Genomic DNA, 23157 nt, shown 5'->3' on the forward strand with positions numbered 1-23157 from the left:
TCACCGAACGATGAGCACCCCAGTTCCGTCCGCGCCGCCCGCGACTCGCGGCTCACGGCTGCAGGTCGCAGGCCTCGGCTTGCAGATCGGCGGCGCGACGATCCTCACAGATGTCGACCTCGACGTCGCCGCGGGCTCGCTCGTGGGCGTCATCGGCCCGAACGGAGCCGGCAAGACCACACTGTTCAACGTGGTCTCCGGCCTCCTGAAGCCGACCGCCGGGCAGGTTCTGCTCGACGGCGACGACATCACCACGGCGTCTGTGCCCGCCCGGGCGCGGGCGGGACTGGGGCGCACCTTCCAGACGTCGAGCCTCTTCCCGCGGCTCTCCGTGCTCGAGAACGTGCGTCTCGCGGCCCAGGTTTCGCTGGGCGGCTCAGGGTCGCTGCTGCGATTCCCGAGGCGATCGGATGCCGCGACCGAGCTCGCCCTCGAGAAGCTCGAGGCCGTCGGGCTCAGCCACAAGCGGGACTCGGCCGCAGGCGACATCTCGCACGGCGACAAGCGCAAGCTCGAGATCGCGGTGCTGCTGGCCACCGAGACGAGCATCGTGCTGCTCGACGAGCCGATGGCCGGAGTCGGCTCGGGAGACGTCGACGGGCTCGTCGGCAACATCCGTGACCTGCATCGCGAGAAGGGGTGCACCGTCCTCATGGTCGAGCACCACATCGACGTGCTGATGGGCCTCGTCGACAAGGTCGCGGTGATGTACTTCGGCACGATCATCGCCTACGACACCCCGCAGGCCGTCATGGACAACCGGCTCGTGCAGAGCGCCTACCTCGGGACGGGGGCCGCCGGATGAACGCCATCCTCACCGTCTCCGGACTGCGGTGCTCGATCGCCGGCCAGCAGGTCGTCGAGGACGTCACCTTCGAGATGCCGCCTGTCGGCATCACGGCGGTCCTCGGCCGCAACGGCGTGGGCAAGACGTCGACGCTGCGCGGCATCCTGGGTCTGATCCACCGCCGTGGCGAGGTGCGCCTCGCGGGCGAGCGCATCGACACCCTCCCCACCCACAAGATCGTCCGCAAGGGTGTCGGGTACGTGCCGGAAGACCGCGAGATCTTCTCGTCGCTCACCGTCGCCGAGAACCTGGCGCTGGCTGAGCGACAGCGCGCACCGCGCCGCGAGTTCGTGGCCGAGCTCTTCCCTGACCTGGTCGCCCGGCGGGACCAGCCGGCGGGCACGCTCTCGGGCGGACAGCAGCAGATGGTGTCCGTTGCGCGGGCGCTCATCAACGACAACCGACTCCTGCTCGTCGACGAGCCGACCAAGGGCCTCGCGCCCAAGATCGTCACCGAGGTGGCGGATGCCCTCGAGGAAGCGGCGAAGACCGTGCCGATCCTCCTCGTCGAACAGAACCTCGAGGTGGTGCGCCGCCTCGCCGACACGGCCGTCGTCATCGGCGGCGGACGCGTCGTGCACATCGGAAAGGCCCGCGAGATCCTCGACGACGACGACCTCACCCGGCGGCTGCTGGGCGTGCACGCAGAGCCCACTCACGCACACGGGACGGAGGGCGACCGCGCATGAGCACGCTCGTCCTCACCCTCATCACCGGCGTCGGCCTCGGCGCCCTCTACTTCCTCGTCGCGAGCGGGCTGAGCCTCATCTACGGGCTCATGCACGTGCTCAACTTCGCGCACGGCGCCTTCCTCACCCTCAGCGCCTTCATGGGCTGGATGGTCGCGCAGGCGCTCGGCACGGACTCGTGGGGCTCCTTCCTGCTGTCGGTGCTCGTCGGAGCGGGGGTCGGCGCCGTGTTCGCGACGCTCACCGAGCTCGTGCTGATCCGTCCGCTGTACGAGCGGCACATCGAGCAGGTGCTCGTGACGGTCGGACTCTCGTTCGCCGCCGTCGCCCTGTTCGAAGGCATCTGGGGCACCGATCCGATCCACATCTCGGGCCCGGCGTGGCTGCGCCAGACGACCGACGTGCTCGGCGCCCGCATCCCGAACACCTACTGGGTGCTCATGATCGCCGCCGCCCTCGTGCTCGGCGCCCTCGTGCTGTTCCTCAAGCGCACGCGCTACGGCATGATCATCCGCGCCGGCGTGGAGAACCGCTCCATGGTCACGGCCCTCGGGATCGACGTGCGACGGTCGTTCACCCTCGTCTTCGCGATCGGAGGTGCGGCCGCCGGCATCGGGGGAGTGCTCGCGATGCACTACTCCACCTTCGTCTCCGCACATCTCGGGGCGACGCTGCTGATCTTCGCGTTCATCGTCACCGTGGTGGGCGGTCTCGGGTCGCTGACGGGTGCGGCCGTGGCATCCGTCCTCGTCGCGGTTCTGCAGCAGTTCGCGAACTTCTATCTCGGAGGAACCGGCGACTTCATCGTCGTCATCCTCCTCGCCGTGGTGCTGCTGGTGCGCCCGGCCGGACTCCTGGGGAAGAAGGCATGAGCGCCCAATCGACCGTCACCGCCGGCGGCGTCCGCCGCCTCGTGCCCGCTGTCTTCGGCGTCGCCCTCGTCGGGTTCATGGCGCTGCTGCCGATGCTGAACCTGTCGCTTCCCGGCATCCTTCCCACTCCCACATACATGCCGGGCACCCTCGCGCTGCTGTCCCTCTGCATGGTGTTCGCCGCGCTCGCGCTGTCGTACAACCTGCTGCTCGGATCGGGCGGGATGCTGTCGTTCGGTCACGCCCTGTACTTCGGCGCCGGCGCGTACGGGCTCGGCATCGCACTCGAGCACTTCGGCGTGCCCTTGTGGCCGGGTGTGTTCATCGCCCTGATCGGCGGGATGGTCATCGCCTTCGTCACGGGCGCCGTCTCGATGCGCGTCTCGGGCATCCCGTTCGCGATGGTCACCCTCGCGTTCGCGCAGGCCGGCTCGGTGCTGGTCCGGCGCAACTCGCAGATCACCGGAGGTGAGGAAGGGCTTGGGCTCGAGACCGATCAGGTGCCCGACTTCCTCATCGGCGTGATCAACACCCGCAACCTCTACTGGTTCACGCTCACGGTGCTGGTGGTCGTGTATCTGGTGACGCTGTGGGTCGACACCTCGCGCCTCGGCCATCTCGCCCGGGCGACGCGCGAGAACGAGCAGCGGGTGCGCGTGCTCGGGCTCTCGCCGTACCGCGTGCGACTGCTCGTGTTCGTGATCGCCGCGGTCCTCGCGAGCCTCGCCGGCGTGGCGTACATGCTGCTGCAGTCGGGCACCGTGCCCCGCGCGGTGTCGGCCGACCTCACGATCACGATCCTCGTGATGGTCGTGCTCGGTGGCGTCGGGTTCCGGTGGGGTGCCATCGTTGGCGGTGTGCTGTACACGCTCCTCGACCAGCGACTGACGGTCCTCGCCGGATCGGACGCCATCGCCGGCCTGCCCGACGTGCTGCGCGTGCCGCTGTCGGAGCCGCTGTTCATCCTCGGGGTGCTGTTCATCCTCGTGGTCATGTTCCTGCCCGGCGGCATCGCCGGCACGATCGACAGCGCGATGCGGCGCCGCCGCGGCGAGAAGGTCCGCGGCACCCTGCAGACCCTCGACGACGAGGCGGCGGAGGCTCCGGCGGAGGTGCGCGCGTGACCTGGCCTGCCGAGTCCGACGACGGCGCCCACACGATCGGGCGCTGGCTCATCGATCGCGCGTCCCGCTCGCCGCAGCGCACCGCCGTCGACGACCGCGGCGTGACGACCGACTACGCCACGTTGGCGGCACGCGCCGTCGCCCTCGCCGAGTCACTGCGGCGCGCCGGCCACGGCGCGGGCGACCGCATCGCCACGGTGTCGGGCAACTCCACCGACCACGTCGTCGCCTTCTTCGCGTGCGCTCTCGGCGGCATCGCGTTCGTGCCGCTGTCGTGGCGGCTGACTCCGCGCGAGCTCGCCGACCAGCTCCACCGTGCCGACCCGGTGCTGCTGCTCGTCGAGGACGAGCACGCGGCCCTCGCGGGCGAGGCCCTGCGCGGCCTGGACCGGGCGCTGCCCGTGGCCGTGCTCGGCACAACCGGGGTCGAAGCCGCCGTCGCGGCATCCGCCTCGCCGCGGCCACGCCGTCCCGTGCAGGACGACGACCCGCTGCTGGTGGTCTTCACCTCGGGCAGCGAGGCCGCACCGAAGGGTGTCGTGCTCACGCACGCCAACTGCTTCTGGAACAACCTCGCGCTCGCCCAGGCGCTGCCCCTCACGCAGGACGATGTCGTGCTCGCGATGCTGCCGCAGTTCCACATCGCGGCATGGAACTGCCAGCCGCTGCTCGCATGGTGGGTCGGTGCGACCGTCGTGCTGGAGCGCTCGTTCCAGCCCGCGCGTGTCCTGCAGCTGATCGCCGAACGCGGCGTGACGGCGATGATGGGCGTGCCGACGCAGTATGCGCTCCTCGCGGCAGACCGGGAGTGGCCGACCACGGATGTCTCGTCCCTCCGCCTGGCACTCGTGGGAGGCGCCACGATGCCGGCCCCGCTGCACGAGCAGTGGACGGACCGCGGCGTCGCGCTCACCCAGGGTTACGGCCTGACCGAGGCGGCGCCCAACGTGCTGCACCTGTCGTCTGAGGAGGCGGCGGCCCACCCGGGCGCGGTCGGGCGGCCCTATCCGCACGTCTCGGTGCGGATCGTCGACCCCGAGACGGGTCTTCCGCTGGACGGCGACGCCACCGGCGAGCTGTGGGTGCGCGGCCCCAGCGTGTTCGCGGGTTACCTCGGCGACGGCGCGGCGACCGCGCGCACGATGAGCGGCGAGTGGCTGCGCACGGGTGACCTCGTGCACCGCGACGCCGACGGCGTGTTCCGCATCGTCGACCGCATCAAGGACATCTTCATCTCGGGCGGCGAGAACGTCGCACCCGCCGAGGTCGAGCACGCGCTCACCCGGCACCCCCTCATCGAGGCCGCCGCCGTCGTGGGCGTGCCGGATCCGGTGTGGGGCGAGCGGGGCGTGGCATTCGTGGTCGCGACGCCCGGCGCGGCATTGTCGACCGACGAGGTGCTCGCGCACGCACGGCGGGATCTCGCGGGGTTCAAGGTGCCGACGCATGTGGAGTTCGTCGACGCGCTGCCGCGCGCGACGATCGAGAAGCTCGCCCGCTCGCGGCTGCGCGACCGGGCACGACGGCTCATCGCGGGGGATCGGGTGGCGACGCCCGATCATGAGACGGAAGGGGTGGGGCCATGACGCTTCCCGACGGAATGGTCGACGACGACGCGGAGCTCATCTCCCCGGCGACGGGCCGCCCGCTGACAAAGCGCGGCGAGGCCACGCGTCGGCGACTGCTCGAAGCCGCCGAGGTCGTGTTCGCCGAGCAGGGCTACCACGAGGCATCCATCGTCAAGATCACCGAGCGCGCGGGCATCGGGCTCGGCACGTTCTATCTGTACTTCGACAGCAAGCAGTCGATCTTCGAGGCGCTGGTCATCGACCTCAACCGCCGCGTGCGGCACTCGATGTCGGAAGCCATGGAAGGCGCCACGTCGCGCCTCGACGCCGAGCGGGCAGGCTTCGCGGGATTCTTCCGCTTCACGGCGGAGCATCCCGCCCTCTACCGGGTGGTGCGCGAAGCGGAGTTCGTCTCGCCCGAGGTGCTGCGCCTGCACTACACCCGGATCGTCGAGGGATACGAGGCCGGCCTGCGCCAGGCGCAGGAGGTGGGCGACGTCGACCGCGCCCTCGATCCCGAGACCACCGCATGGGCGCTGATGGGCATGGGCGAGCTCATCGGCATGCGCTTCCTGCTGTGGGAGCGCGACGCCGATGGACGCCCGCCCGCACAGCTCGATCCCGTCGTGTTCGACGGGATGACCCGACTCATCGACAACGCGCTGGCGCCGAGGACGACGCAGCCGGAAGGACCGAAGTGATGGCCGAGCAGGACCTGGCGGGCAAGCGAGCCCTCGTCACCGGCGGAGCGAGCGGCATCGGGCTCGCGTGCGCCCACGAGTTCGCGGGGCGCGGTGCACACGTGATCATCGCGGATCTGAATGCGGATGCCGCGGCCGCCGCGGCGGCGCAGGTCGGCGGCGAGGCGTGGGTGGTGGATCTCTCCGACACGGCCGCGCTCGACGATCTGACTCTCGACGTCGACATCCTCGTCAACAACGCCGGCATCCAGCGCGTCAGCCCGATCCCGGATTTCGACCCCGACGCGTTCCGGCTGCTCCTGCGGCTGATGCTCGAGTCGCCCTTCCTGCTGGTGCGCGCGGCGCTCCCCGGCATGTACGAGAAGGGCTGGGGGCGCGTCATCAACATCTCGAGCGCTCACGGCCTGCGCGCGAGCGCGTTCAAGTCGGCCTACGTCGCCGCCAAGCACGGCCTCGAAGGACTCTCGAAGGTGACCGCGCTCGAGGGTGCCGCCCACGGCGTGACGAGCAACTGCATCAACCCGGCGTACGTGCGCACACCGCTCGTCGAGAAGCAGATCACCGATCAGGCGAAGGTGCACGGCATCCCCGAGAGTGAGGTCGTCGAGAAGATCATGCTCACCGAGACCGCCGTGAAGCGTCTCGTCGAGGCCGACGAGGTCGCCTCCCTCGCCGGCTGGCTCGTGTCGGACAAGTCGGGCATGGTCACCGGCGCGTCCTACACGATGGACGGCGGGTGGACGGCGCGATGACCTCGACGCAGACCCGCATCGGGCACACCTACCGCACTCTCGATGTGCCGGTCGCCGGGGGCGACCTGCGCGTGGCGGTGTGGGATCCGGCCCCGGCCAAGGCCGCCGCGCCGGACGTCCTCCTGATCCACGGCGTGACGTCCTCCCACCTCGCCTGGCCGTTCGTCGTCGACCGGCTCCCCGGCGTGCGGGCCGTCGCGCCTGACCTGCGCGGACGCGGTGCGAGCAACGACGTCTCTGGGCCGGCAGGCATGCGCGCCCACGCCGAAGACCTCGCGGCGGCGCTGGACGCGCTGGGCATCGCCCGCACCGTGGTCGTCGGCCACTCGATGGGCGCCTTCGTCGCCGTCGTCTTCGCCCACCTCTATCCCGAGCGCGTGTCGCGCCTCGTGCTCGTCGACGGGGGTCTGCCGCTCGACGTCCCCGCCGGGCTCGACACCGACGCTCTCGTTGCGGGCATCCTCGGTCCCACCGCCGCCCGGCTCTCGATGCGCTTCGCCGACGTGCAGGAGTACCTGGACTTCTGGCGGGGGCACCCCGCCTTCCGGGGCGACTGGACACCCGAGCTCGAGGACTATCTCGCCTACGATCTCGTCGACGACGGGGCGGGAGCGCTGCGCCCCGCGACGAGCTATCGCACGACCGCCGACGACACGCGTGACATGAACACCGGAACCGGCCTGACCGACGCGCTGGCCGGGCTGCGGCATCCCGTCCGGCTGGTGACCGTGCCGCGCGGTCTGCAGGACGAGGAACCGGGGCTGTACGCGCCGGAGCACCTCGCTCGCGTGCTCGCGGCGACGCCCTCGGTGCGCCACGAGAGGCTCGACCGGTTCAACCACTACACGATCGTGATGTCGCCGGGTGGCGCTGATGTCGTCGCCGCCGCCGTGCGCGAGGAGCTCGCCGCGGCCCCGACCCCCTGATGCTCGTCTGTCACGTAGTGCCCCCCCGCCGCGGCACATCGTGACAGGTGAGCGAAGGAGGGTGGCGGCGGGCGACGGTGGCGGGCTACGGGCGACGGGGACCGGGCGGCGGGGAGCGGGTCGCGGCTCAGCGGGCGGCGGAGGCGATGCGCGTCGTCAGCTGGTGGGCGTGCGCCAAGAGCGTGCGTCCGAGCTCGGGCAGTCGCTCGGGGCCGAAGCGGAACTCGACGCCCGTGAGGCTGAGTGCCCACTGCGGGTGGCCCTCCCTGGTGAACACCGCCGCGCCGAGGCCCCAGCTGCCCTCGACGATCAGTCCCGGGTTGACCGCGTACCCGCGTTCGTGGGTGTCGCGCAGGCGGGCACGCAGGCGCTTCTCGCCATGCGACGCGCCCCACCGGCGGGCGAGCTCCGGATGCCGCTCAAGGTAGGCGTCCACATCGTGGGGCGGCAGGAACGCGAGGATCGCGAGGCCGGCCGAGGCCACGCCGAGCGGGAACCTCACGCCCTCCGACAGCACGAACGAGCGGATCGGGAAGCTGCCCTCCTCGCGCAGGAGGCACACGGTCTCGTCTCCGCGCCGCACCGAGAGGAACGCGCTCTCCTCGGTGCGCACCGCGAGCGACCGCACGATGTCGCGGGCGATACCGGTGATGTCATAGCGGGATGCCGCGACCGACCCCATGAGGTAGAGCTCGGGTCCGGGCATCCACCGGCCCGTGCGATCGTCCTGGTCGACGAGGCCTTCGTGGCGCAGCGCGGAGAGCAGGCGGTGGGCGGTGGGCCGGGTGAGCTCCGCGCGACGCGCGAGGTCGACCACCGACACGCCCTCGGCACCCGCTGAGGTGACCAGGCGCAGCAGCTGCGCCGCCCTCGCGACGGACTGCGCGCCGGGGATCGAGCGCGCATTCTTCGTTGAGGTGTTCACGATGTGGACACTACGCCCTTGGACTTCCACATGGCAAACCGCGGTGGGTCGGCGCGCGCGCGACGGACGCAGGATGGAGATCGTCCGGCAACGAAGGAGTAGCACGTGATCGACAAGACGTGGGAGTCAGCCGCCGAGGCGGTCGCCGACATCCCCGACGGCGCATCGCTCGCCGTCGGCGGGTTCGGCCTCTCGGGCAACCCCATCGCCCTCATCGAGGCCCTGCTCGCGCAGGGCACCAGCGATCTGAGCATCGTCAGCAACAACTGCGGTGTGGACGACTGGGGCCTCGGCATCCTGCTGAATGCGAAGCGCATCCGCAAGATGACCTCGTCCTACGTCGGCGAGAACAAGGAGTTCGAGCGCCAGTTCCTCTCGGGCGAGCTCGAGCTGGAGCTGACACCACAGGGCACGCTGGCCGAGAAGCTGCGGGCCGGCGGGTCGGGCATCGCCGCGTTCTACACCCAGACGGGCGTCGGCACGCAGGTCGCCGAGGGCGGGCTGCCGCGCAGGTACGACGGCGCGGGCGGCATCGCCGTGGCGTCGCCGGTCAAGGACGTGCGCAGCTTCGACGTCTCGGGCGAGCCGCAGGACTATGTGCTGGAAGAGGCGATCGTCACGGACTTCGCCCTCGTGCACGCGCTCAAGGGAGACCGGCACGGCAACCTGATCTTCAACAAGGCGGCCCGCAACTTCAACCCGCTCGCGGCGATGGCCGGGCGCGTGTGCATCGCGCAGGTGGAGGAGCTCGTCGAGCCCGGCGAGCTCGACCCCGACGGCATCCACCTCCCCGGCATCTACGTGCACCGCGTCGTCGAGGTCGGCGGCGACATCGAGAAGCGCATCGAGCGCCGCACCGTATCGGTCACCGAGGCGCTGAGCCGCGACATCCCCGAAGGAGCCTGACATGGCACTCACCCGCAACGAGATGGCTGCGCGCGCCGCGCGGGAGCTTTCCGACGGCGCCTACGTCAACCTCGGCATCGGCCTTCCGACGCTCGTCCCCAACTACGTGCCCGACGACGTCACCGTCGTGCTGCAGTCCGAGAACGGCATCCTCGGCGTCGGGCCCTACCCGACCGAGGACAATGTCGACCCCGACCTCATCAACGCGGGCAAGGAGACGGTCACGACACTCGCCGGCGCGGCGTTCTTCGACTCCGCGACGAGCTTCGGCATGATCCGCGGCGGCAAGATCGACGCCGCCATCCTCGGCGCCATGCAGGTGTCGGCCGGCGGCGACCTCGCGAACTGGATGATCCCGGGCAAGATGGTCAAGGGCCCGGGCGGTGCCATGGATCTGGTCCACGGCGCGGGCACGGTCATCGTCCTGATGGAGCACGTCGCGCGCGACGGCTCCGCGAAGATCGTGAACGAGTGCTCGCTGCCTCTCACCGGCCGCGGCGTCGTCGACCGCATCATCACCGACCTCGCTGTGATCGACGTGACGGAGGATGGACTCGTGCTCGTCGAACTCGCGCCCGGCGTCACGGTCGATGAGGTGATCGCCGCCACCGAGCCGGCGCTCCTCATCGCCGACGAACTCAAGGAGGAATCATGACCCACGACGACGTCGTCATCGTCGCCGCCGCCCGCACCCCCCAGGGGCGGTTGAAGGGCCAGCTCGCGCCGCTCACCGCGGTGCAGCTCGGGAGCGCGGCCATTCGCGGCGCGCTCGAGAAGGGCGGCATCCCGTCTTCCGCCGTCGACGCGGTGCTCGTCGGTCAGGTGCTCCCCGCGGGCTCGGGACAGAACCCTGCCCGCCAGGCCGCCGTCGGTGCCGGCATCGGATGGGACGTTCACTCCGGGTCGGTCAACAAGGTCTGCCTCTCGGGTCTCACCGCCATCATCGACGGCGCCCGCATGATCGCGGTCGGCGACGCGAAGGTCGTCGTCGCCGCGGGCATGGAGTCCATGACCCGCGCGCCTCACCTGCTCATGGGATCGCGCGACGGGTGGGCCTACGGCTCGATCGAAGTGATCGACCACATGGCATACGACGGTCTGACGGATGCATACGACCGAGAGAGCATGGGCGCGTCGACCGAGCGTCACAATGGCCGCCTCGAGGTCACGCGCGAGGCGCAGGACGCTGTCGCGGCGCGCTCGCACCAGCGTGCGGCCGCCGCCCACGCGGACGGGCTGTTCGACGCCGAGATCGTCCCCGTCGAGATCCCGCAGCGCAAGGGCGACCCGATCGTCGTCACCCAGGACGAGGGCGTGCGGCCCGACACCACGGTCGACACGCTCGCCCGGCTTCGCCCTGCCTTCGCCGAGGGCGGCTCGATCACGGCCGGCAACTCGTCGCAGATCTCGGACGGCGCCTCGGCCGTCATCCTGACCAGCCGGTCGCACGCCGACGAGAACGGCTGGCCGGTGCTCGCCGTGATCGGCGCGTCGGGTCAGGTCGCCGGCCCCGACAACTCACTTCACTCGCAGCCCGCCCGCGCGATCGAGAAGGCGGCCGCCAAGCAGGGGATCGCCATCGCCGACCTCGACCTGGTCGAGATCAACGAGGCGTTCGCCGCGGTCGTGGTGCGGTCGCAGGCCGAGCTCGGGCTGTCGGACGACGTCGTGAACCCGCACGGTGGCGGCATCGCCATCGGGCATCCCATCGGCGCGTCGGGCAACCGGCTGGTCGTCCACGCCGTGCACGAGCTGATGCGCCGCGGCGGCGGCACGGCAGCCGTCGCGCTCTGCGGCGGCGGCGGACAGGGCGACGCCCTCATCATCACGCGCTGAGGCTCCCGCGGCTGTTCCGCACAGGCGGAGGATGCGGCGCCGGGTCGGCGGGCGGTAGCGTCACGACGTGACCACGATCTCCCGACCGACCCCCGCCGACCGCGCGGAGTGGAACGCCCTCTGGCAGGCGTACATCACCTTCTACGAGTCCGAGGTGCCCACGCACGTCACCGACTCGACCTTCGCCCGCATCCTCGCCGACGACGAGCTGCACGGAGCGATCGCGCGGGATGCCTCGGGTCGCGCGATCGGGCTGGTGCACTGGCTCACCCACGCGGCGACCTGGTCGACCGGCGTCTACTGCTATCTCGAGGACCTCTTCGTCGACCCCGAGGCGCGGGGGAGCGGCACCGGACGCGCCCTCATCGAGCACGTGCGCGAATGGGCGGCGCAGCACGGCGCAGACAAGGTCTACTGGCTGACGCAGAGCGACAACGCCACAGCGCGTGCCCTGTACGACAGGGTCGCGGTCTCGACCGGATTCGTGCACTACGAGATCGACCTCGACCCGGGGCCGGTGGCGGGTGAGGCCGAAGCGTGAGGCTCAGCGGCGTTCGCGCTTGAGGCGGTTCTGCTGGAGCTTCTTCTCCTGGCCGTGCACGGGCGAGTCGGGATCGATGACCCCGCCGCGCGACGCGCGACGGACGTCGACGATCGCGCCGATCACGAGGGCCACCGAGATCGCCCAGCTGAGCCACCCGAGGGCTGTGCGCCAGGTGAAGGGCGCATCCTCACGCATCCCCCTCAACAGCGTCAGGCCTCCGGTGATGGCGGTCATGAGGCCCGTGCCGAAGAGGTACTTGCGCATGCGCCCACGCTATCGCGGCGGGCAGCCCGCGGTCGCCCCTTGACAGCCATCGCCGCGTACGTCAAGCGGGGAAGGTGGTCGCGACGAGCGCGATAGCCTGAGGATGCCTCGTCCCCAGCCACCGTCAGGAGCCCGAGTGACCCAGGCTGAACTCGTCGTCGTCGCCAACCGCCTCCCCGTCGACCACGTGACCGACGGCTCGGGGGAGCAGTCGTGGCGCCGTTCCCCCGGCGGCCTCGTCACCGCGCTCGAGCCGGTGATGCGGCGCGCCGACGGAGCGTGGGTGGGCTGGCCCGGCAAGCCCGGCATCCAGCTCGACCCGTTCGAGTTCGAAGGCACCCACCTCGTGCCCGTGACGCTCAGCGCCGAGGAGATCGAGCTCTACTACGAGGGCATGTCGAACGACACCTTCTGGCCTCTGTACCACGACGTGATCGCCGAACCGCGCTATCGCCGGGTGTGGTGGGACGCGTACGTGAAGGTCAACCGGCGCTTCGCCGAGGCTGCCGCCGAGGCCGCGGCCCCCGGCGCGACGGTGTGGGTGCAGGACTACCAGCTGCAGCTCGTTCCGCGCATGCTGCGCGAATCCCGGCCCGACCTGATCATCGGCTACTTCCACCACATCCCGTTCCCGGCATACGGCCTCTACTCGCAGCTCCCGTGGCGCCGCCAGGTGCTCGAGGGCCTGCTCGGCGCCGACGTCGTCGGGTTCCAGCGTGTCGCCGACGCCGGCAACTTCGCCCGCGCGGTCCGGCGTGTGCTGCGGTACCCGACGAAGGCCTCCGGCATCGCGGTGCCCCACGACCACGGCACGACGCGCAACGTGCTGGCGAAGGCATTCCCGATCTCGATCGACGCGTCGTCGTACGTCGAGCTCTCGCAGCGACCGGAGATCCGGGCCCGCGCCGCCCAGATCCGCGAGGAGCTGGGCAACCCGAAGAAGATCCTGCTCGGCGTCGACCGGCTCGACTACACCAAGGGCATCCGCCACCGCCTGAAGGCCTTCGGTGAGCTGCTCGAGGACGGCAAGATCTCGGTCGAGGACGTCACGCTCGTGCAGGTGGCGAGTCCCAGCCGGGAGCGCGTCGAGGCATACGTGCAGCTGCGTGACGAGATCGAGCTGCGGGTCGGCCGCATCAACGGGGACTTCGACACGATGGGCCACACGGCGATCCGGTACCTGCACCAGGCGTACCCCCGCGAAGAGATGGTGGCGCTGTTCCTGGCCGCGGACGTCATGCTCGTCACCGCCCTTCGCGACGGCATGAACCTCGTCGCGAAGGAATACGTGGCCACCCGCACCGACAACCGCGGCGTGCTCCTGCTGAGTGAGTTCGCCGGGGCCGCCGACGAGCTGTCCAGCGCCGTGCGCATCAACCCCCACGACATCGACGGGATGAAAGAGGCCATCATGCGCGCGATCGAGATGCCCCCCGCCGAGCAGGGCCGACGCATGCGCGCCCTTCGTCGCAAGGTGATCGAGAACGACGTCGCCAAGTGGTCGCAGTCGTTCCTGGCGGCGCTCGAGACGACAGGCACGGCGAACCGCGCGATCCGGAGGAACCCATGAGCACCGACACGACCGGCCCGACCGATGCCATCCGCCCGGCGATCGCCGGGGTCGTGGCATCCGATCGCCTCCTCATCGCGCTCGACTTCGACGGCACCCTGGCGCCGCTCGAGGACGAGCCGATGGATGCCCGCATGCTCCCGGCGGCGCGCGAGGCGGTCGATGCCGCGGTCGCCGCGCCGAACACGCTCGTCGCCCTGGTATCGGGCCGCAGCCTGTCCGACCTGCGGGTCATCGCAGAGCACCTCGACGATTCGCCGCTGCTGCTGGCCGGGTCGCACGGAGCCGAGTTCTGGATCCCGGGGGAGGGCGTCGTGACCCACGACGACGACCCCGGTGACGCGGCCCTCCGCGACGAGCTGCGCGCCCACGCCGAGCAGGCGACCGCCGACCTCGACGGCGTGTGGATCGAGCCCAAGCGCTTCGGCTTCGGGGTGCACACGCGAAAGTCCACCGCCGCCGACGCGGCCGAGGCGAACCTCCGCGTCGACGCGCTGGTCGAAGCCGAGGCACCGCACTGGCGTCGGCGCACGGGGCACAACATCGTCGAGTACGCGTTCCGGCACGAGGGCAAGGACTCCGCCGTCGCAGAGCTGCGCGCGCGCACCGAGGCCTCGGCCGTCCTGTTCGCCGGCGACGACGTCACCGACGAGGACGCGCTGAAGAGCCTGGGGGAGAACGACCTGGGCGTGCACGTGGGCAGCGGGCCGACGGCGGCGACCCTCACGGTCGCCGACATCCCCGCGATGGCCGAGCTGCTGGCCGTCCTCGCAGCCGAGCGATCGGCCGTGCGGGAAGAGAAGCCCTCCGGGGAGCGACCCGCCGCGCGGCAATAGACTCTGCTTTATGCCCCAGCCTGACAACTCCATCGACATCAAACCCCGCAGCCGGGTCGTCACCGACGGCATCGAAGCGACGACCTCCCGCGGCATGCTCCGCGCGGTCGGCATGGGCGACGAGGACTGGGACAAGCCCCAGATCGGCATCGCGTCGAGCTGGAACGAGATCACGCCCTGCAACCTGAGCCTCGACCGGCTCGCGCAGGGTGCGAAGGAGGGCGTGCACGCCGGCGGAGGGTATCCGCTGCAGTTCGGCACGATCTCCGTATCGGACGGCATCTCGATGGGTCACGAGGGGATGCACTTCTCGCTCGTGTCGCGCGAGGTCATCGCCGACTCGGTCGAGACCGTCATGATGGCCGAGCGTCTCGATGGGTCCGTCCTGCTCGCGGGCTGCGACAAGTCGATCCCCGGCATGCTCATGGCGTCGGCGCGCCTCGATCTGTCGAGCGTGTTCCTCTACGCCGGATCGATCGCCCCCGGCTGGGTGAAGCTGTCCGACGGAACCGAGAAGGACGTCACGATCATCGACTCGTTCGAGGCCGTGGGCGCGTGTCTCGCGGGCAAGATGAGCGAGGCCGACCTCAAGCGCATCGAGTGCGCGATCGCCCCGGGCGAGGGTGCGTGCGGCGGCATGTACACCGCGAACACCATGGCCTCGGTCGCCGAGGCGCTCGGCCTGAGCCTCCCCGGCTCGGCTGCTCCGCCGTCGGCCGACCGACGCCGCGACTACTTCGCCCACCGATCGGGCGAGGCCGTGGTCAACCTGCTGCGCCAGGGCATCACGACTCGCGACATCCTCACCAAGGAGGCGTTCGAGAACGCGATCGCCCTCGCGATGGCGCTCGGCGGCTCGACCAACGTCGTGCTGCACCTGCTCGCGATCGCCCGCGAGGCCGACGTCGAGCTGAGCCTGCACGACTTCAACCGCATCGGCGACAAGGTGCCGCACGTGGCCGACATGAAGCCGTTCGGCCAGTACGTCATGAACGACGTCGACCGCCACGGCGGCATTCCCGTCATCATGAAGGCGATGCTCGACGAGGGCCTGCTGCACGGCGACGCGCTCACCGTGACCGGCAAGACGCTCGCCGAGAACCTCGCCGAGCTCGACCCCGACCCGATCGACGGCACGGTCATCCACACGTTCGACGACCCGATCCACGCTACGGGCGGCATCACGATCCTCCACGGCTCGATGGCGCCCGAGGGAGCGGTCGTGAAGACGGCAGGCTTCGACGCCGCCGTGTTCGAAGGCCCCGCCCGGGTGTTCGAGCGAGAGCGCGCTGCGATGGACGCGCTGGAGGCCGGCGCGATCGACAAGGGCGACGTCGTCGTCATCCGCTACGAGGGCCCGAAGGGCGGTCCGGGCATGCGCGAGATGCTCGCCATCACGGCCGCCATCAAGGGCGCTGGCCTCGGAAAAGATGTACTACTCTTGACGGACGGCAGATTCTCAGGCGGCACAACCGGCCTGTGCATCGGCCACATAGCACCCGAAGCGGTGGACGCAGGTCCCATCGCCTTCGTGCGCGATGGTGATCTGATACGGGTCGATATCGCGGCTCGCACTCTCGACCTACTCGTCGACGATGCAGAGCTCGACTCCCGCCGCTCCGGCTGGGAGCCGCTTCCTCCGCGCTATACCCGTGGCGTCCTTGCCAAGTACTCCCGTCTCGTGCGCTCTGCAGCAGAGGGCGCGACGACCGGCTGAGTTCGGCCACCGACACATCCCTTCGACCGATCGAGGATCCTCACCATGCCCGCCGAAACCGCTGCGGCCGTTCCCCGGCCACCCGCTCGCACCGCCACCGCGCCCGTGCTCACGGGCGCCCAGGCGGTCGTCCGCTCGCTCGAGCTGCTCGGCGTCACCGACGTCTTCGGGCTGCCGGGCGGCGCCATCCTCCCCGTGTACGACCCGCTCATGGACTCGAGCGAACTGCGCCACATCCTGGTCCGCCACGAGCAGGGCGCAGGACACGCCGCCGAGGGCTACGCCGCGGCCTCGAACAAGGTCGGTGTCGCGATCGCCACGTCGGGTCCGGGCGCGACGAACCTCGTGACGGCCATCGCCGACGCGTACATGGACTCGGTGCCGATCGTGTGCATCACCGGCCAGGTGTTCTCGAACCTCATGGGCACGGATGCCTTCCAGGAGGCCGACATCGTCGGCATCACGATGCCCATCACGAAGCACTCCTTCCTCGTGAAGGACGCCTCCGAGATCCCGGGCGCCATCGCCGCGGCCTTCGAGATCGCCGGCACGGGCCGTCCCGGCCCGGTGCTCGTCGACATCACGAAGGACGCGCAGCAGGCCGAGGTCCCGTTCGTGTGGCCGCCGAGGATCGACCTGCCCGGCTACCGTCCGGTGACGAAGGCCCACGGCAAGCAGATCCAGGCGGCGGCCCAGCTGATCGCCGAGGCCAAGAAGCCGGTGCTGTACGTCGGCGGCGGAGTCATCCGCGCGAAGGCGGCCGCCGAGCTGCGCACGCTCGCAGAGACGACCGGCGCACCGGTCGTGACGACGCTGATGGCGCGCGGCGCCTTCCCCGACTCGCACCAGCAGCACCTGGGCATGCCCGGTATGCACGGCACCGTTCCCGCCGTTCTCGCCCTGCAGGAGGCCGACCTTCTCGTCTCGCTCGGCGCCCGCTTCGACGACCGCGTCACCGGCAAGGCGGCCCTGTTCGCACCGAACGCGCAGGTCGTGCACGTCGACATCGATCCGGCGGAGATCTCGAAGATCCGCACCGCCGACGTGCCGATCGTAGGCGACCTGAAGGATGTGCTCGTCGATCTCGAGGTGGCGTTCCGTGCCGCGTCCGACAGCGGGCAACCCGACATCACCGAGTGGTGGTCGTTCCTCGACGGTCTGCGCGACGAGTTCCCGCTCGGCTACACGAGCCCCTCCGACGGACTGATGTCGCCGCAGTACGTGATCTCGCGCATCGGCGAGCTCACCGGGCCCGAGGGCATCTTCGCCGCCGGCGTCGGCCAGCACCAGATGTGGGCCGCTCAGTTCATCAAGTACGAGCGCCCCAACGCGTGGCTCAATTCCGGCGGTGCGGGCACGATGGGCTACTCGGTCCCCGCGGCGATGGGCGCCAAGGTCGCCGAGCCCGACCGTCACGTGTGGGCCATCGACGGCGACGGATGCTTCCAGATGACCAATCAGGAGCTCGCGACCTGCGCGATCAACAGCATCCCGATCAAGGTCGCGATCATCAACAACTCGTCGCTCGGCATGGTGCGCCAGTGGCAGACGCTCTTCTACGACGGCCGCTACTCGCACACCGACCTCAACACCGGTCACGACACCGTCCGAATCCCCGACTTCGTGAAGCTCGCGGAGGCGTACGGCTGCCTCGCGATTCGCGTCGAGAAGGAGGAGGACGTGGATGCCGCGATCCAGACCGCCCTCGAGACGAACGACCGCCCCGTGGTCATCGACTTCGTGGTGAGCGCGGACGCGATGGTGTGGCCGATGGTGCCGCAGGGCGTCAGCAACAGCTACGTCCAGTACGCCCGCGACCACGCCCCCGCCTTCGAGCAGGAGGACTGAGCCATGACAACGCACGTGCTGAGCCTCCTCGTGGAGGACAAGCCGGGTCTGCTGACCCGTGTCGCCGGGCTGTTCGCCCGACGCGGCTTCAACATCGAGTCGCTTGCAGTGGGGGTCACCGAGGTCCCGGGACTCTCGCGCATCACCGTCGTGGTCGATGTCGACGAGCTGCCGCTCGAGCAGGTCACCAAGCAGCTCAACAAGCTGGTGAACGTCATCAAGATCGTCGAACTGGATGCCGCGGCCTCCGTCCAGCGGGAGCACATGCTCATCAAGGTGCGCGCCGACAACCAGACCCGGTCGAACGTGCTGGAGGTCGTCAGCCTCTTCCGCGCGTCGATCGTCGACTACGCCACCGATGCGCTCGTCGTCGAGGTGACGGGCGACAAGGGCAAGGTCGAGGCCTTCCTGCGCGCCCTCGAGCCGTTCGGCATCAAGGAGCTCGCCCAATCGGGTCTGCTGGCCATCGGCCGCGGCGGCAAGAGCATCACCGAGCGCGTGCTGCGCGGCTGAGCCGCGGCATCCGCTCTTCAGACCACACGAACCATCACACAAGGAGACACACCCCCATGGCTGAACTCTTCTACGACGCCGACGCCGATCTGTCGCTCATCCAGAGCAAGAAGGTCGCGATCGTCGGCTACGGCTCGCAGGGTCACGCGCACGCGCTGAACCTCCGCGACTCGGGCGTCGAGGTCGTCATCGCCCTCAAGGAGGGCTCGAAGTCCACCGAGAAGGCCCAGGACGAGGGCTTCGAGGTCAAGACGGTCGCCGACGCCGCCGAGTGGGCCGACGTCATCATGATCCTCGCGCCGGACCAGCACCAGCGCGGGATCTTCAACGACTCGATCAAGGACAAGCTCGTCCCGGGTAAGACGCTCGCCTTCGCGCACGGCTTCAACATCCGCTTCGGCTACATCCAGGCGCCCGAGGGCGTCGACGTCATCCTCGTCGCGCCCAAGGCGCCGGGTCACACGGTGCGTCGCGAGTACGTCGCCGGTCGCGGCATCCCGGACATCATCGCGGTGGAGCAGGATGCCTCGGGCACGGCGTGGGACCTCGCCAAGTCGTACGCGAAGGCGATCGGCGGCACCCGGGCCGGCGTCATCAAGACGACGTTCACCGAGGAGACCGAGACCGACCTGTTCGGCGAGCAGGCCGTGCTGTGCGGCGGTGTCTCGCAGCTCGTCCAGTACGGTTTCGAGACCCTGACCGAGGCCGGCTACCAGCCGCAGATCGCCTACTTCGAGGTGCTGCACGAGCTCAAGCTCATCGTCGACCTCATGTGGGAGGGCGGCATCGCCAAGCAGCGCTGGTCGGTCTCCGACACGGCCGAGTACGGCGACTACGTCTCGGGTCCGCGCGTCATCGACCCGCACGTCAAGGAGAACATGCAGGCCGTTCTCGCCGACATCCAGTCCGGCGCATTCGCGAAGCGCTTCATCGACGACCAGGACAACGGGGCCGTCGAGTTCCAGGAGCTGCGCGCCAAGGGTGCTCAGCACCCGATCGAGGAGGTCGGCCGCGACCTGCGCGGTCTGTTCGCCTGGAAGCAGCAGGACGAGGACTACGTCGAAGGTTCAGCGGCGCGCTGACCTGACAGCTTCGAGGGGTCGCCCCGTCTGATCAAGGCGGGGCGGTCCCTCGATTTCCGCGCGTCCGGTACTCCGGCCGCGGCTCGGGCCGTCCCCCACGAGGGGACGGCCCGTCTCATTGGAATCGCCCGCGCGGCCCGATCATTTGGTATCATCCCGGGCCGCATACCGCTCTCTCATGGCAGCCGGAAGCCCGTCCGGCGGAACCGCAAGGGAGCCCCCAAATGAACACCAACACGCGCGGAGGTCGCGGCCGGAAGGTCGCCTTCACCGCAACGATCCTCGCGGTCGTCGGACTGGGACTGGCCGGATGCCAGACCGGAGTCGCCGACCCGAACCCGACGAACACACAGGACGCACCGCAGTCCGCGCAGCAGGTCGAACGCTCGGCCGAGGCGGCGCAGTCACGGTACGAAGGCCTGGCCGAGTACTGGCAGCTGCGCGCACAGCGCGCTGACACGCTCCGCGCCGAGACGCAGCAGAGCGCCAGCCGTGCCGCCGACGCGTCGCAGTCGCGGTACGAAGGCCTCGCCGAGTACTGGGCGGGTCGCGCACAGCAGGCCGACATCTCGGTGCGGGTCCTCGCAGACCGTGTCGAGACTCAGAACGGCGTCTCGCACGTGCTCGTGCGGCCGGAACGGAACCGCGGGACCACCCAGGTCCGGGTGCTGGCCGACCGCGTCAGCACGCAGGAGGCTGAGGTCACGAAGGTCCGAGTGCTGGCCGACCGCGTCCCGACGCATGAGTGACGGTCGGATGCGTCCGTGGTCGCCGACTCTCTCGGTGGACGACAATCGCCGCGGATCACACTCTGAGGCTCCCGTAGAAAGCTACGGGAGCCTCAGAGTGCGCGCTGGGGCCGCGACGACGTGGGGGAGCGCGGTACACGCGGCCGGATCGCGCGCACCGCTACGCTGAGGGCGTGACTGCAGGACGCGATGACGATGCCCTGTCGTGGGGCGGTGACGACGACCCGACCCTCGACGTCGGCGCCGCGGAACCCGACGAGGTGACGCCGGCCTCCGAGATCACTTCGCTGCCCGAAGGCTGGAGCGCGGTCGGGCGGGGGAGTGAGGCCGTCACCGCCGACGCGAAAGACGACGCCGACCTGGACGAAGGCCGCGTCGACGCACGAGGGTCGATGGAGTCCGCGGCGCACGGTGCGCCGGTGCGCGAGCCGATGGGCAACGCCGAGCTGATCACGCTCGGCGTGATCGGCGGCTTCTCCGCGCTGTACGCGGTCGGGTGGCTCATCGGCGCGCTCCGACTGCAGGGCACCGCGCAGTTCCTCGTGGCACCCGTGGCGTACCAGATCAGCCTCTGGCTGGCCGTCCTCGCACCGCTCGTCTGGTTCGCGGCGGTGTTCCTCCTCACGGCGGCATCCAGGACCTGGGTGCGTTTCGCATGGCTGGCCGCCGGCGTCGTGCTGCTCGTGCCGTGGCCGTTCATCATGGTGGGGGCGATCGGACGATGACGGATTCGATGTCGGTTCCCCCGCCCCCTTCAGACGACGCGGCTGGACGCGTGGGCCCAGCCGCAGCATCCGGTTCCCCCGCCGCGAAGCGGACTCCCGTCTGGGTCGTCGTCGCCATCTCGGTGGTCTTCGGGCTGTTCTACGCGTACGCGCTGTGGAACGCCCTGGCCTTCCTCATCGCGCAGGCGAGCGGTCCGCTCGGACTCAACGGCTACGGCTGGTTCGTGCTGCTGCTGGCGGTGGTGTTCCCGGTGGGCGTCTTCGGGGCGGCGTTCGCGCTGTCGTGGCGGCGGCCGGCGTGGCAGTTCGCGCTCGTGCTGTTCACCGGGCTGTGCGTCGTCGCGGTGTTCTGGCTGAACGTCATCGCGTACGCCGCGGTCTACGGCGCGTCGCTGCTCGGCTGACGCGGTGCGTCACACGGTCTGACGACGCTCCCGCGCCGCGATAGGCTGAGACAGGCCTCGCCCCCGCTGGCGTGCGGCGCGGCATCCGCTCTGCCCTGCACTGACGGACGGCCTCTGCCCGTCGCGCACAGCCCTCGAAGGAACCATCCCGTGACGAAGCCTGTCGTTCTGATCGCCGAAGAACTCTCTCCCGCCACGATCGACGCCCTGGGTCCGGACTTCGACGTGCGCAACGTCGACGGCACCGACCGTCCGGCGCTGCTGTCGGCCCTCGCGGAGGCGAACGCCGTGCTGATCCGCTCGGCGACCAGGATCGACGCCGAGGCCATTGCGGCCGCCCCCGTACTCAAGGTCGTCGCCCGCGCCGGCGTCGGACTCGACAACGTCGACATCAAGACCGCCACCACCGCGGGCGTCATGGTCGTCAATGCGCCGACCTCGAACATCATCTCGGCGGCAGAGCTCACGGTCGGCCACATCCTGAGCCTCGCACGCCGCATCCCCGCCGCGCACGCCTCGCTCGCGCAGGGCCAGTGGAAGCGCAGCTCGTACACGGGCGCCGAGCTCTTCGAGAAGACGGTGGGCATCATCGGCCTCGGCCGCATCGGCGCGCTCATCGCGGCCCGCCTGCAGGGCTTCGACATGCGCGTGGTCGCCTACGACCCCTACGTCACCAGCGCACGCGCGCAGCAGCTCGGGGTGCAGCTGCTGAGCCTCGACGAGCTGCTCGAGCAGAGCGACTTCGTCACGATCCACATGCCCAAGACCCCCGAGACCACGGGCATGATCGGTGCGGAGCAGTTCGCGCTCATGAAGCCCTCCGCGTTCGTCGTCAATGTCGCGCGCGGCGGACTCATCGACGAGGAGGCGCTGTACACGGCCCTCACGGCGGGCGAGATCGCCGGTGCCGGCCTCGACGTCTTCACCTCCGAGCCCCCGGCCGAGGGCGGCACGGCGCGTGCGCTCCTCGACCTCCCGAACGTCGTCGTGACGCCGCACCTCGGCGCCTCGACCGACGAGGCGCAGGAGAAGGCGGGCGTATCGGTCGCCCGCTCGGTGCGCCTGGCGCTCGGCGGCGAGCTCGTGCCCGACGCCGTCAACGTCGCGGGTGGAGTCATCGACCCGTACGTGCGCCCCGGGATCCCGCTCGTCGAGAAGCTCGGCCAGATCTTCGCGGCGCTCGCGCGGTCGCCCCTGACGAGCCTCGACGTCGAGGTGCACGGCGAGCTCAACGCGTACGACGTCAGCGTGCTCAAGCTCGCCGCGCTCAAGGGCGTCTTCACGAACATCGTCAGCGAGTCGGTGTCGTACGTGAACGCGCCGCTGCTCGCCGAGCAGCGCGGCGTCGAGGTGCGCCTGCTCGTCGACGACGACAGCCCCGAGTACCGCAACATCATCACGCTCCGCGGCGCGCTCTCCGACGGCTCGCAGCTGGCGGTGTCGGGCACCCTCACCGGCACCAAGCAGATCGAGAAGCTCGTCGGCATCAACGACTACGCGATCGAGCTGCCGATCGAGAAGCACCACGTGGTGATGCTCTACACCGACCGTCCCGGCATCGTCGCGGTCTACGGCCAGAAGTTCGGCGACGCCGGCATCAACATCGCGGGCATGCAGATCGCGCGCAGCGAGGCCGGCGGTCAGGCGCTGTCGGTGCTCACCGTCGACTCGCCGGTGCCCGACGACCTGCTCGAAGAGGTGCGGTCCGACATCCAGGCCGACCTCTTCCGCCAGATCGAGATCACCGAGTCCTGACCCG

At 70.1% G+C, this 23157-nt stretch carries 24 protein-coding genes; 22 read left to right on the top strand and 2 right to left on the bottom strand.

Translation table 11 applies throughout. The annotated features are described in order from the left end of the window. The first annotated feature begins 10 nt into the window (after positions 1 to 10). Genes H9622_RS12365 through H9622_RS12400 form a run of 8 tightly spaced genes read left to right on the top strand, consistent with a single transcriptional unit; the run spans position 11 to position 7479 of the window. Complete coding sequence (locus tag H9622_RS12365; RefSeq protein ID WP_191766721.1) at positions 11 to 805, top strand: ABC transporter ATP-binding protein; 795 nt, start codon at positions 11 to 13, stop codon at positions 803 to 805. After that, positions 802 to 1536: an ABC transporter ATP-binding protein gene (locus tag H9622_RS12370; RefSeq protein ID WP_191766722.1), complete on the top strand. Its 735-nt coding sequence runs from the start codon at positions 802 to 804 to the stop codon at positions 1534 to 1536. Before H9622_RS12365 ends, H9622_RS12370 begins: the two co-directional genes overlap by 4 nt. Then, positions 1533 to 2408, top strand: a complete 876-nt coding sequence (locus H9622_RS12375; protein ID WP_191766723.1) for a branched-chain amino acid ABC transporter permease — start codon at positions 1533 to 1535, stop codon at positions 2406 to 2408. Before H9622_RS12370 ends, H9622_RS12375 begins: the two co-directional genes overlap by 4 nt. Then, on the top strand, positions 2405 to 3532 hold the full coding sequence (locus H9622_RS12380; protein ID WP_404802871.1) for a branched-chain amino acid ABC transporter permease: 1128 nt from the start codon (positions 2405 to 2407) through the stop codon (positions 3530 to 3532). Before H9622_RS12375 ends, H9622_RS12380 begins: the two co-directional genes overlap by 4 nt. After that, complete coding sequence (locus tag H9622_RS12385) at positions 3529 to 5118, top strand: class I adenylate-forming enzyme family protein (RefSeq protein WP_191766724.1); 1590 nt, start codon at positions 3529 to 3531, stop codon at positions 5116 to 5118. The genes H9622_RS12380 and H9622_RS12385 overlap by 4 nt, the downstream gene beginning before the upstream one ends. Next, positions 5115 to 5801: a TetR/AcrR family transcriptional regulator gene (locus tag H9622_RS12390; RefSeq protein ID WP_191766725.1), complete on the top strand. Its 687-nt coding sequence runs from the start codon at positions 5115 to 5117 to the stop codon at positions 5799 to 5801. The genes H9622_RS12385 and H9622_RS12390 overlap by 4 nt, the downstream gene beginning before the upstream one ends. Continuing rightward, positions 5801 to 6553 carry a 3-hydroxybutyrate dehydrogenase gene (locus H9622_RS12395; RefSeq protein WP_191766726.1) on the top strand — a complete coding sequence of 251 codons (753 nt, stop codon included), beginning with the start codon at positions 5801 to 5803 and terminating at the stop codon, positions 6551 to 6553. The genes H9622_RS12390 and H9622_RS12395 overlap by 1 nt, the downstream gene beginning before the upstream one ends. After that, on the top strand, positions 6550 to 7479 hold the full coding sequence (locus H9622_RS12400; RefSeq protein WP_191766727.1) for an alpha/beta hydrolase: 930 nt from the start codon (positions 6550 to 6552) through the stop codon (positions 7477 to 7479). The genes H9622_RS12395 and H9622_RS12400 overlap by 4 nt, the downstream gene beginning before the upstream one ends. Before the next feature lie 127 nt (positions 7480 to 7606). Here H9622_RS12400 and H9622_RS12405 read toward each other — a convergent pair whose 3' ends face one another. Beyond that, entirely contained in the window at positions 7607 to 8404 is a 798-nt protein-coding gene (locus H9622_RS12405) for an IclR family transcriptional regulator (protein WP_191766728.1), read from the bottom strand. Between the two features lie 105 nt (positions 8405 to 8509). Here H9622_RS12405 and H9622_RS12410 point away from each other — a divergent pair, with 105 nt between their 5' ends. The 4 genes from H9622_RS12410 to H9622_RS12425 all read left to right on the top strand — a co-directional run bounded on the left by H9622_RS12410 (position 8510) and on the right by H9622_RS12425 (position 11687). Next, on the top strand, positions 8510 to 9310 hold the full coding sequence (locus H9622_RS12410) for a CoA transferase subunit A (protein ID WP_191766729.1): 801 nt from the start codon (positions 8510 to 8512) through the stop codon (positions 9308 to 9310). A gap of 1 nt (position 9311) precedes the next feature. Next, positions 9312 to 9965 (top strand): CoA transferase subunit B, encoded by a 654-nt coding sequence (locus H9622_RS12415; protein WP_191766730.1) that lies wholly within the window; start codon positions 9312 to 9314, stop codon positions 9963 to 9965. Beyond that, positions 9962 to 11146 carry an acetyl-CoA C-acetyltransferase gene (locus H9622_RS12420; protein ID WP_191766731.1) on the top strand — a complete coding sequence of 395 codons (1185 nt, stop codon included), beginning with the start codon at positions 9962 to 9964 and terminating at the stop codon, positions 11144 to 11146. The genes H9622_RS12415 and H9622_RS12420 overlap by 4 nt, the downstream gene beginning before the upstream one ends. Before the next feature lie 67 nt (positions 11147 to 11213). Beyond that, complete coding sequence (locus H9622_RS12425) at positions 11214 to 11687, top strand: GNAT family N-acetyltransferase (RefSeq protein WP_191766732.1); 474 nt, start codon at positions 11214 to 11216, stop codon at positions 11685 to 11687. Positions 11688 to 11690: 3 nt separating this feature from the next. Here H9622_RS12425 and H9622_RS12430 read toward each other — a convergent pair whose 3' ends face one another. Further along, the gene (locus H9622_RS12430) at positions 11691 to 11954 is read right to left on the bottom strand and encodes a hypothetical protein (RefSeq protein WP_191766733.1); all 264 of its coding nucleotides are present in this window, start codon (positions 11952 to 11954) and stop codon (positions 11691 to 11693) included. A 103-nt stretch (positions 11955 to 12057) separates the two neighbouring features. Here H9622_RS12430 and H9622_RS12435 point away from each other — a divergent pair, with 103 nt between their 5' ends. From H9622_RS12435 to serA, 10 genes are all read left to right on the top strand, one after another. Further along, positions 12058 to 13524 carry an alpha,alpha-trehalose-phosphate synthase (UDP-forming) gene (locus H9622_RS12435; RefSeq protein WP_191766734.1) on the top strand — a complete coding sequence of 489 codons (1467 nt, stop codon included), beginning with the start codon at positions 12058 to 12060 and terminating at the stop codon, positions 13522 to 13524. Next, positions 13521 to 14360: a trehalose-phosphatase gene (otsB, locus tag H9622_RS12440; protein ID WP_191766735.1), complete on the top strand. Its 840-nt coding sequence runs from the start codon at positions 13521 to 13523 to the stop codon at positions 14358 to 14360. The genes H9622_RS12435 and otsB overlap by 4 nt, the downstream gene beginning before the upstream one ends. A 10-nt stretch (positions 14361 to 14370) precedes the next feature. Then, positions 14371 to 16077, top strand: a complete 1707-nt coding sequence (gene ilvD, locus H9622_RS12445) for a dihydroxy-acid dehydratase (protein ID WP_191766736.1) — start codon at positions 14371 to 14373, stop codon at positions 16075 to 16077. Between the two features lie 45 nt (positions 16078 to 16122). After that, positions 16123 to 17925 (top strand): acetolactate synthase large subunit, encoded by a 1803-nt coding sequence (locus H9622_RS12450; RefSeq protein WP_191766737.1) that lies wholly within the window; start codon positions 16123 to 16125, stop codon positions 17923 to 17925. Positions 17926 to 17928: 3 nt separating this feature from the next. Then, entirely contained in the window at positions 17929 to 18438 is a 510-nt protein-coding gene (ilvN, locus tag H9622_RS12455; RefSeq protein ID WP_191766738.1) for an acetolactate synthase small subunit, read from the top strand. Between the two features lie 56 nt (positions 18439 to 18494). Continuing rightward, the gene (ilvC, locus tag H9622_RS12460) at positions 18495 to 19520 is read left to right on the top strand and encodes a ketol-acid reductoisomerase (protein ID WP_191766739.1); all 1026 of its coding nucleotides are present in this window, start codon (positions 18495 to 18497) and stop codon (positions 19518 to 19520) included. A gap of 224 nt (positions 19521 to 19744) precedes the next feature. Then, positions 19745 to 20269 (top strand): hypothetical protein, encoded by a 525-nt coding sequence (locus H9622_RS12465; RefSeq protein WP_191766740.1) that lies wholly within the window; start codon positions 19745 to 19747, stop codon positions 20267 to 20269. A 173-nt stretch (positions 20270 to 20442) separates the two neighbouring features. After that, positions 20443 to 20994 (top strand): DNA polymerase III subunit gamma/tau, encoded by a 552-nt coding sequence (locus tag H9622_RS12470; RefSeq protein WP_191766741.1) that lies wholly within the window; start codon positions 20443 to 20445, stop codon positions 20992 to 20994. 50 nt (positions 20995 to 21044) lie between these two features. Beyond that, positions 21045 to 21398, top strand: a complete 354-nt coding sequence (locus tag H9622_RS12475; RefSeq protein ID WP_191766742.1) for a bacitracin resistance protein — start codon at positions 21045 to 21047, stop codon at positions 21396 to 21398. Positions 21399 to 21548: 150 nt separating this feature from the next. Next, the gene (gene serA / locus H9622_RS12480) at positions 21549 to 23153 is read left to right on the top strand and encodes a phosphoglycerate dehydrogenase (protein ID WP_191766743.1); all 1605 of its coding nucleotides are present in this window, start codon (positions 21549 to 21551) and stop codon (positions 23151 to 23153) included. Positions 23154 to 23157 lie beyond the last annotated feature (4 nt).

It is taken from the genome of Microbacterium gallinarum, from assembly GCF_014837165.1.
GTDB classification, from domain to species: domain Bacteria; phylum Actinomycetota; class Actinomycetes; order Actinomycetales; family Microbacteriaceae; genus Microbacterium; species Microbacterium gallinarum.

What these genes read in the sequence shown, in the direction of transcription:
- H9622_RS12365 (WP_191766721.1), top strand. Translation starts at nt 11, where the DNA reads ATGAGCACCCCAGTTCCGTCCGCGCCGCCCGCGACTCGCGGCTCACGG.
- H9622_RS12370 (WP_191766722.1), top strand. Translation starts at nt 802, where the DNA reads ATGAACGCCATCCTCACCGTCTCCGGACTGCGGTGCTCGATCGCCGGC.
- H9622_RS12375 (WP_191766723.1), top strand. Translation starts at nt 1,533, where the DNA reads ATGAGCACGCTCGTCCTCACCCTCATCACCGGCGTCGGCCTCGGCGCC.
- H9622_RS12380 (WP_404802871.1), top strand. Translation starts at nt 2,405, where the DNA reads ATGAGCGCCCAATCGACCGTCACCGCCGGCGGCGTCCGCCGCCTCGTG.
- H9622_RS12390 (WP_191766725.1), top strand. Translation starts at nt 5,115, where the DNA reads ATGACGCTTCCCGACGGAATGGTCGACGACGACGCGGAGCTCATCTCC.
- H9622_RS12395 (WP_191766726.1), top strand. Translation starts at nt 5,801, where the DNA reads ATGGCCGAGCAGGACCTGGCGGGCAAGCGAGCCCTCGTCACCGGCGGA.
- H9622_RS12400 (WP_191766727.1), top strand. Translation starts at nt 6,550, where the DNA reads ATGACCTCGACGCAGACCCGCATCGGGCACACCTACCGCACTCTCGAT.
- H9622_RS12415 (WP_191766730.1), top strand. Translation starts at nt 9,312, where the DNA reads ATGGCACTCACCCGCAACGAGATGGCTGCGCGCGCCGCGCGGGAGCTT.
- H9622_RS12420 (WP_191766731.1), top strand. Translation starts at nt 9,962, where the DNA reads ATGACCCACGACGACGTCGTCATCGTCGCCGCCGCCCGCACCCCCCAG.
- H9622_RS12430 (WP_191766733.1), bottom strand. Translation starts at nt 11,954, where the DNA reads ATGCGCAAGTACCTCTTCGGCACGGGCCTCATGACCGCCATCACCGGA.
- H9622_RS12435 (WP_191766734.1), top strand. Translation starts at nt 12,058, where the DNA reads ATGCCTCGTCCCCAGCCACCGTCAGGAGCCCGAGTGACCCAGGCTGAA.
- otsB (WP_191766735.1), top strand. Translation starts at nt 13,521, where the DNA reads ATGAGCACCGACACGACCGGCCCGACCGATGCCATCCGCCCGGCGATC.
- ilvD (WP_191766736.1), top strand. Translation starts at nt 14,371, where the DNA reads ATGCCCCAGCCTGACAACTCCATCGACATCAAACCCCGCAGCCGGGTC.
- H9622_RS12450 (WP_191766737.1), top strand. Translation starts at nt 16,123, where the DNA reads ATGCCCGCCGAAACCGCTGCGGCCGTTCCCCGGCCACCCGCTCGCACC.
- ilvN (WP_191766738.1), top strand. Translation starts at nt 17,929, where the DNA reads ATGACAACGCACGTGCTGAGCCTCCTCGTGGAGGACAAGCCGGGTCTG.
- ilvC (WP_191766739.1), top strand. Translation starts at nt 18,495, where the DNA reads ATGGCTGAACTCTTCTACGACGCCGACGCCGATCTGTCGCTCATCCAG.
- H9622_RS12465 (WP_191766740.1), top strand. Translation starts at nt 19,745, where the DNA reads ATGAACACCAACACGCGCGGAGGTCGCGGCCGGAAGGTCGCCTTCACC.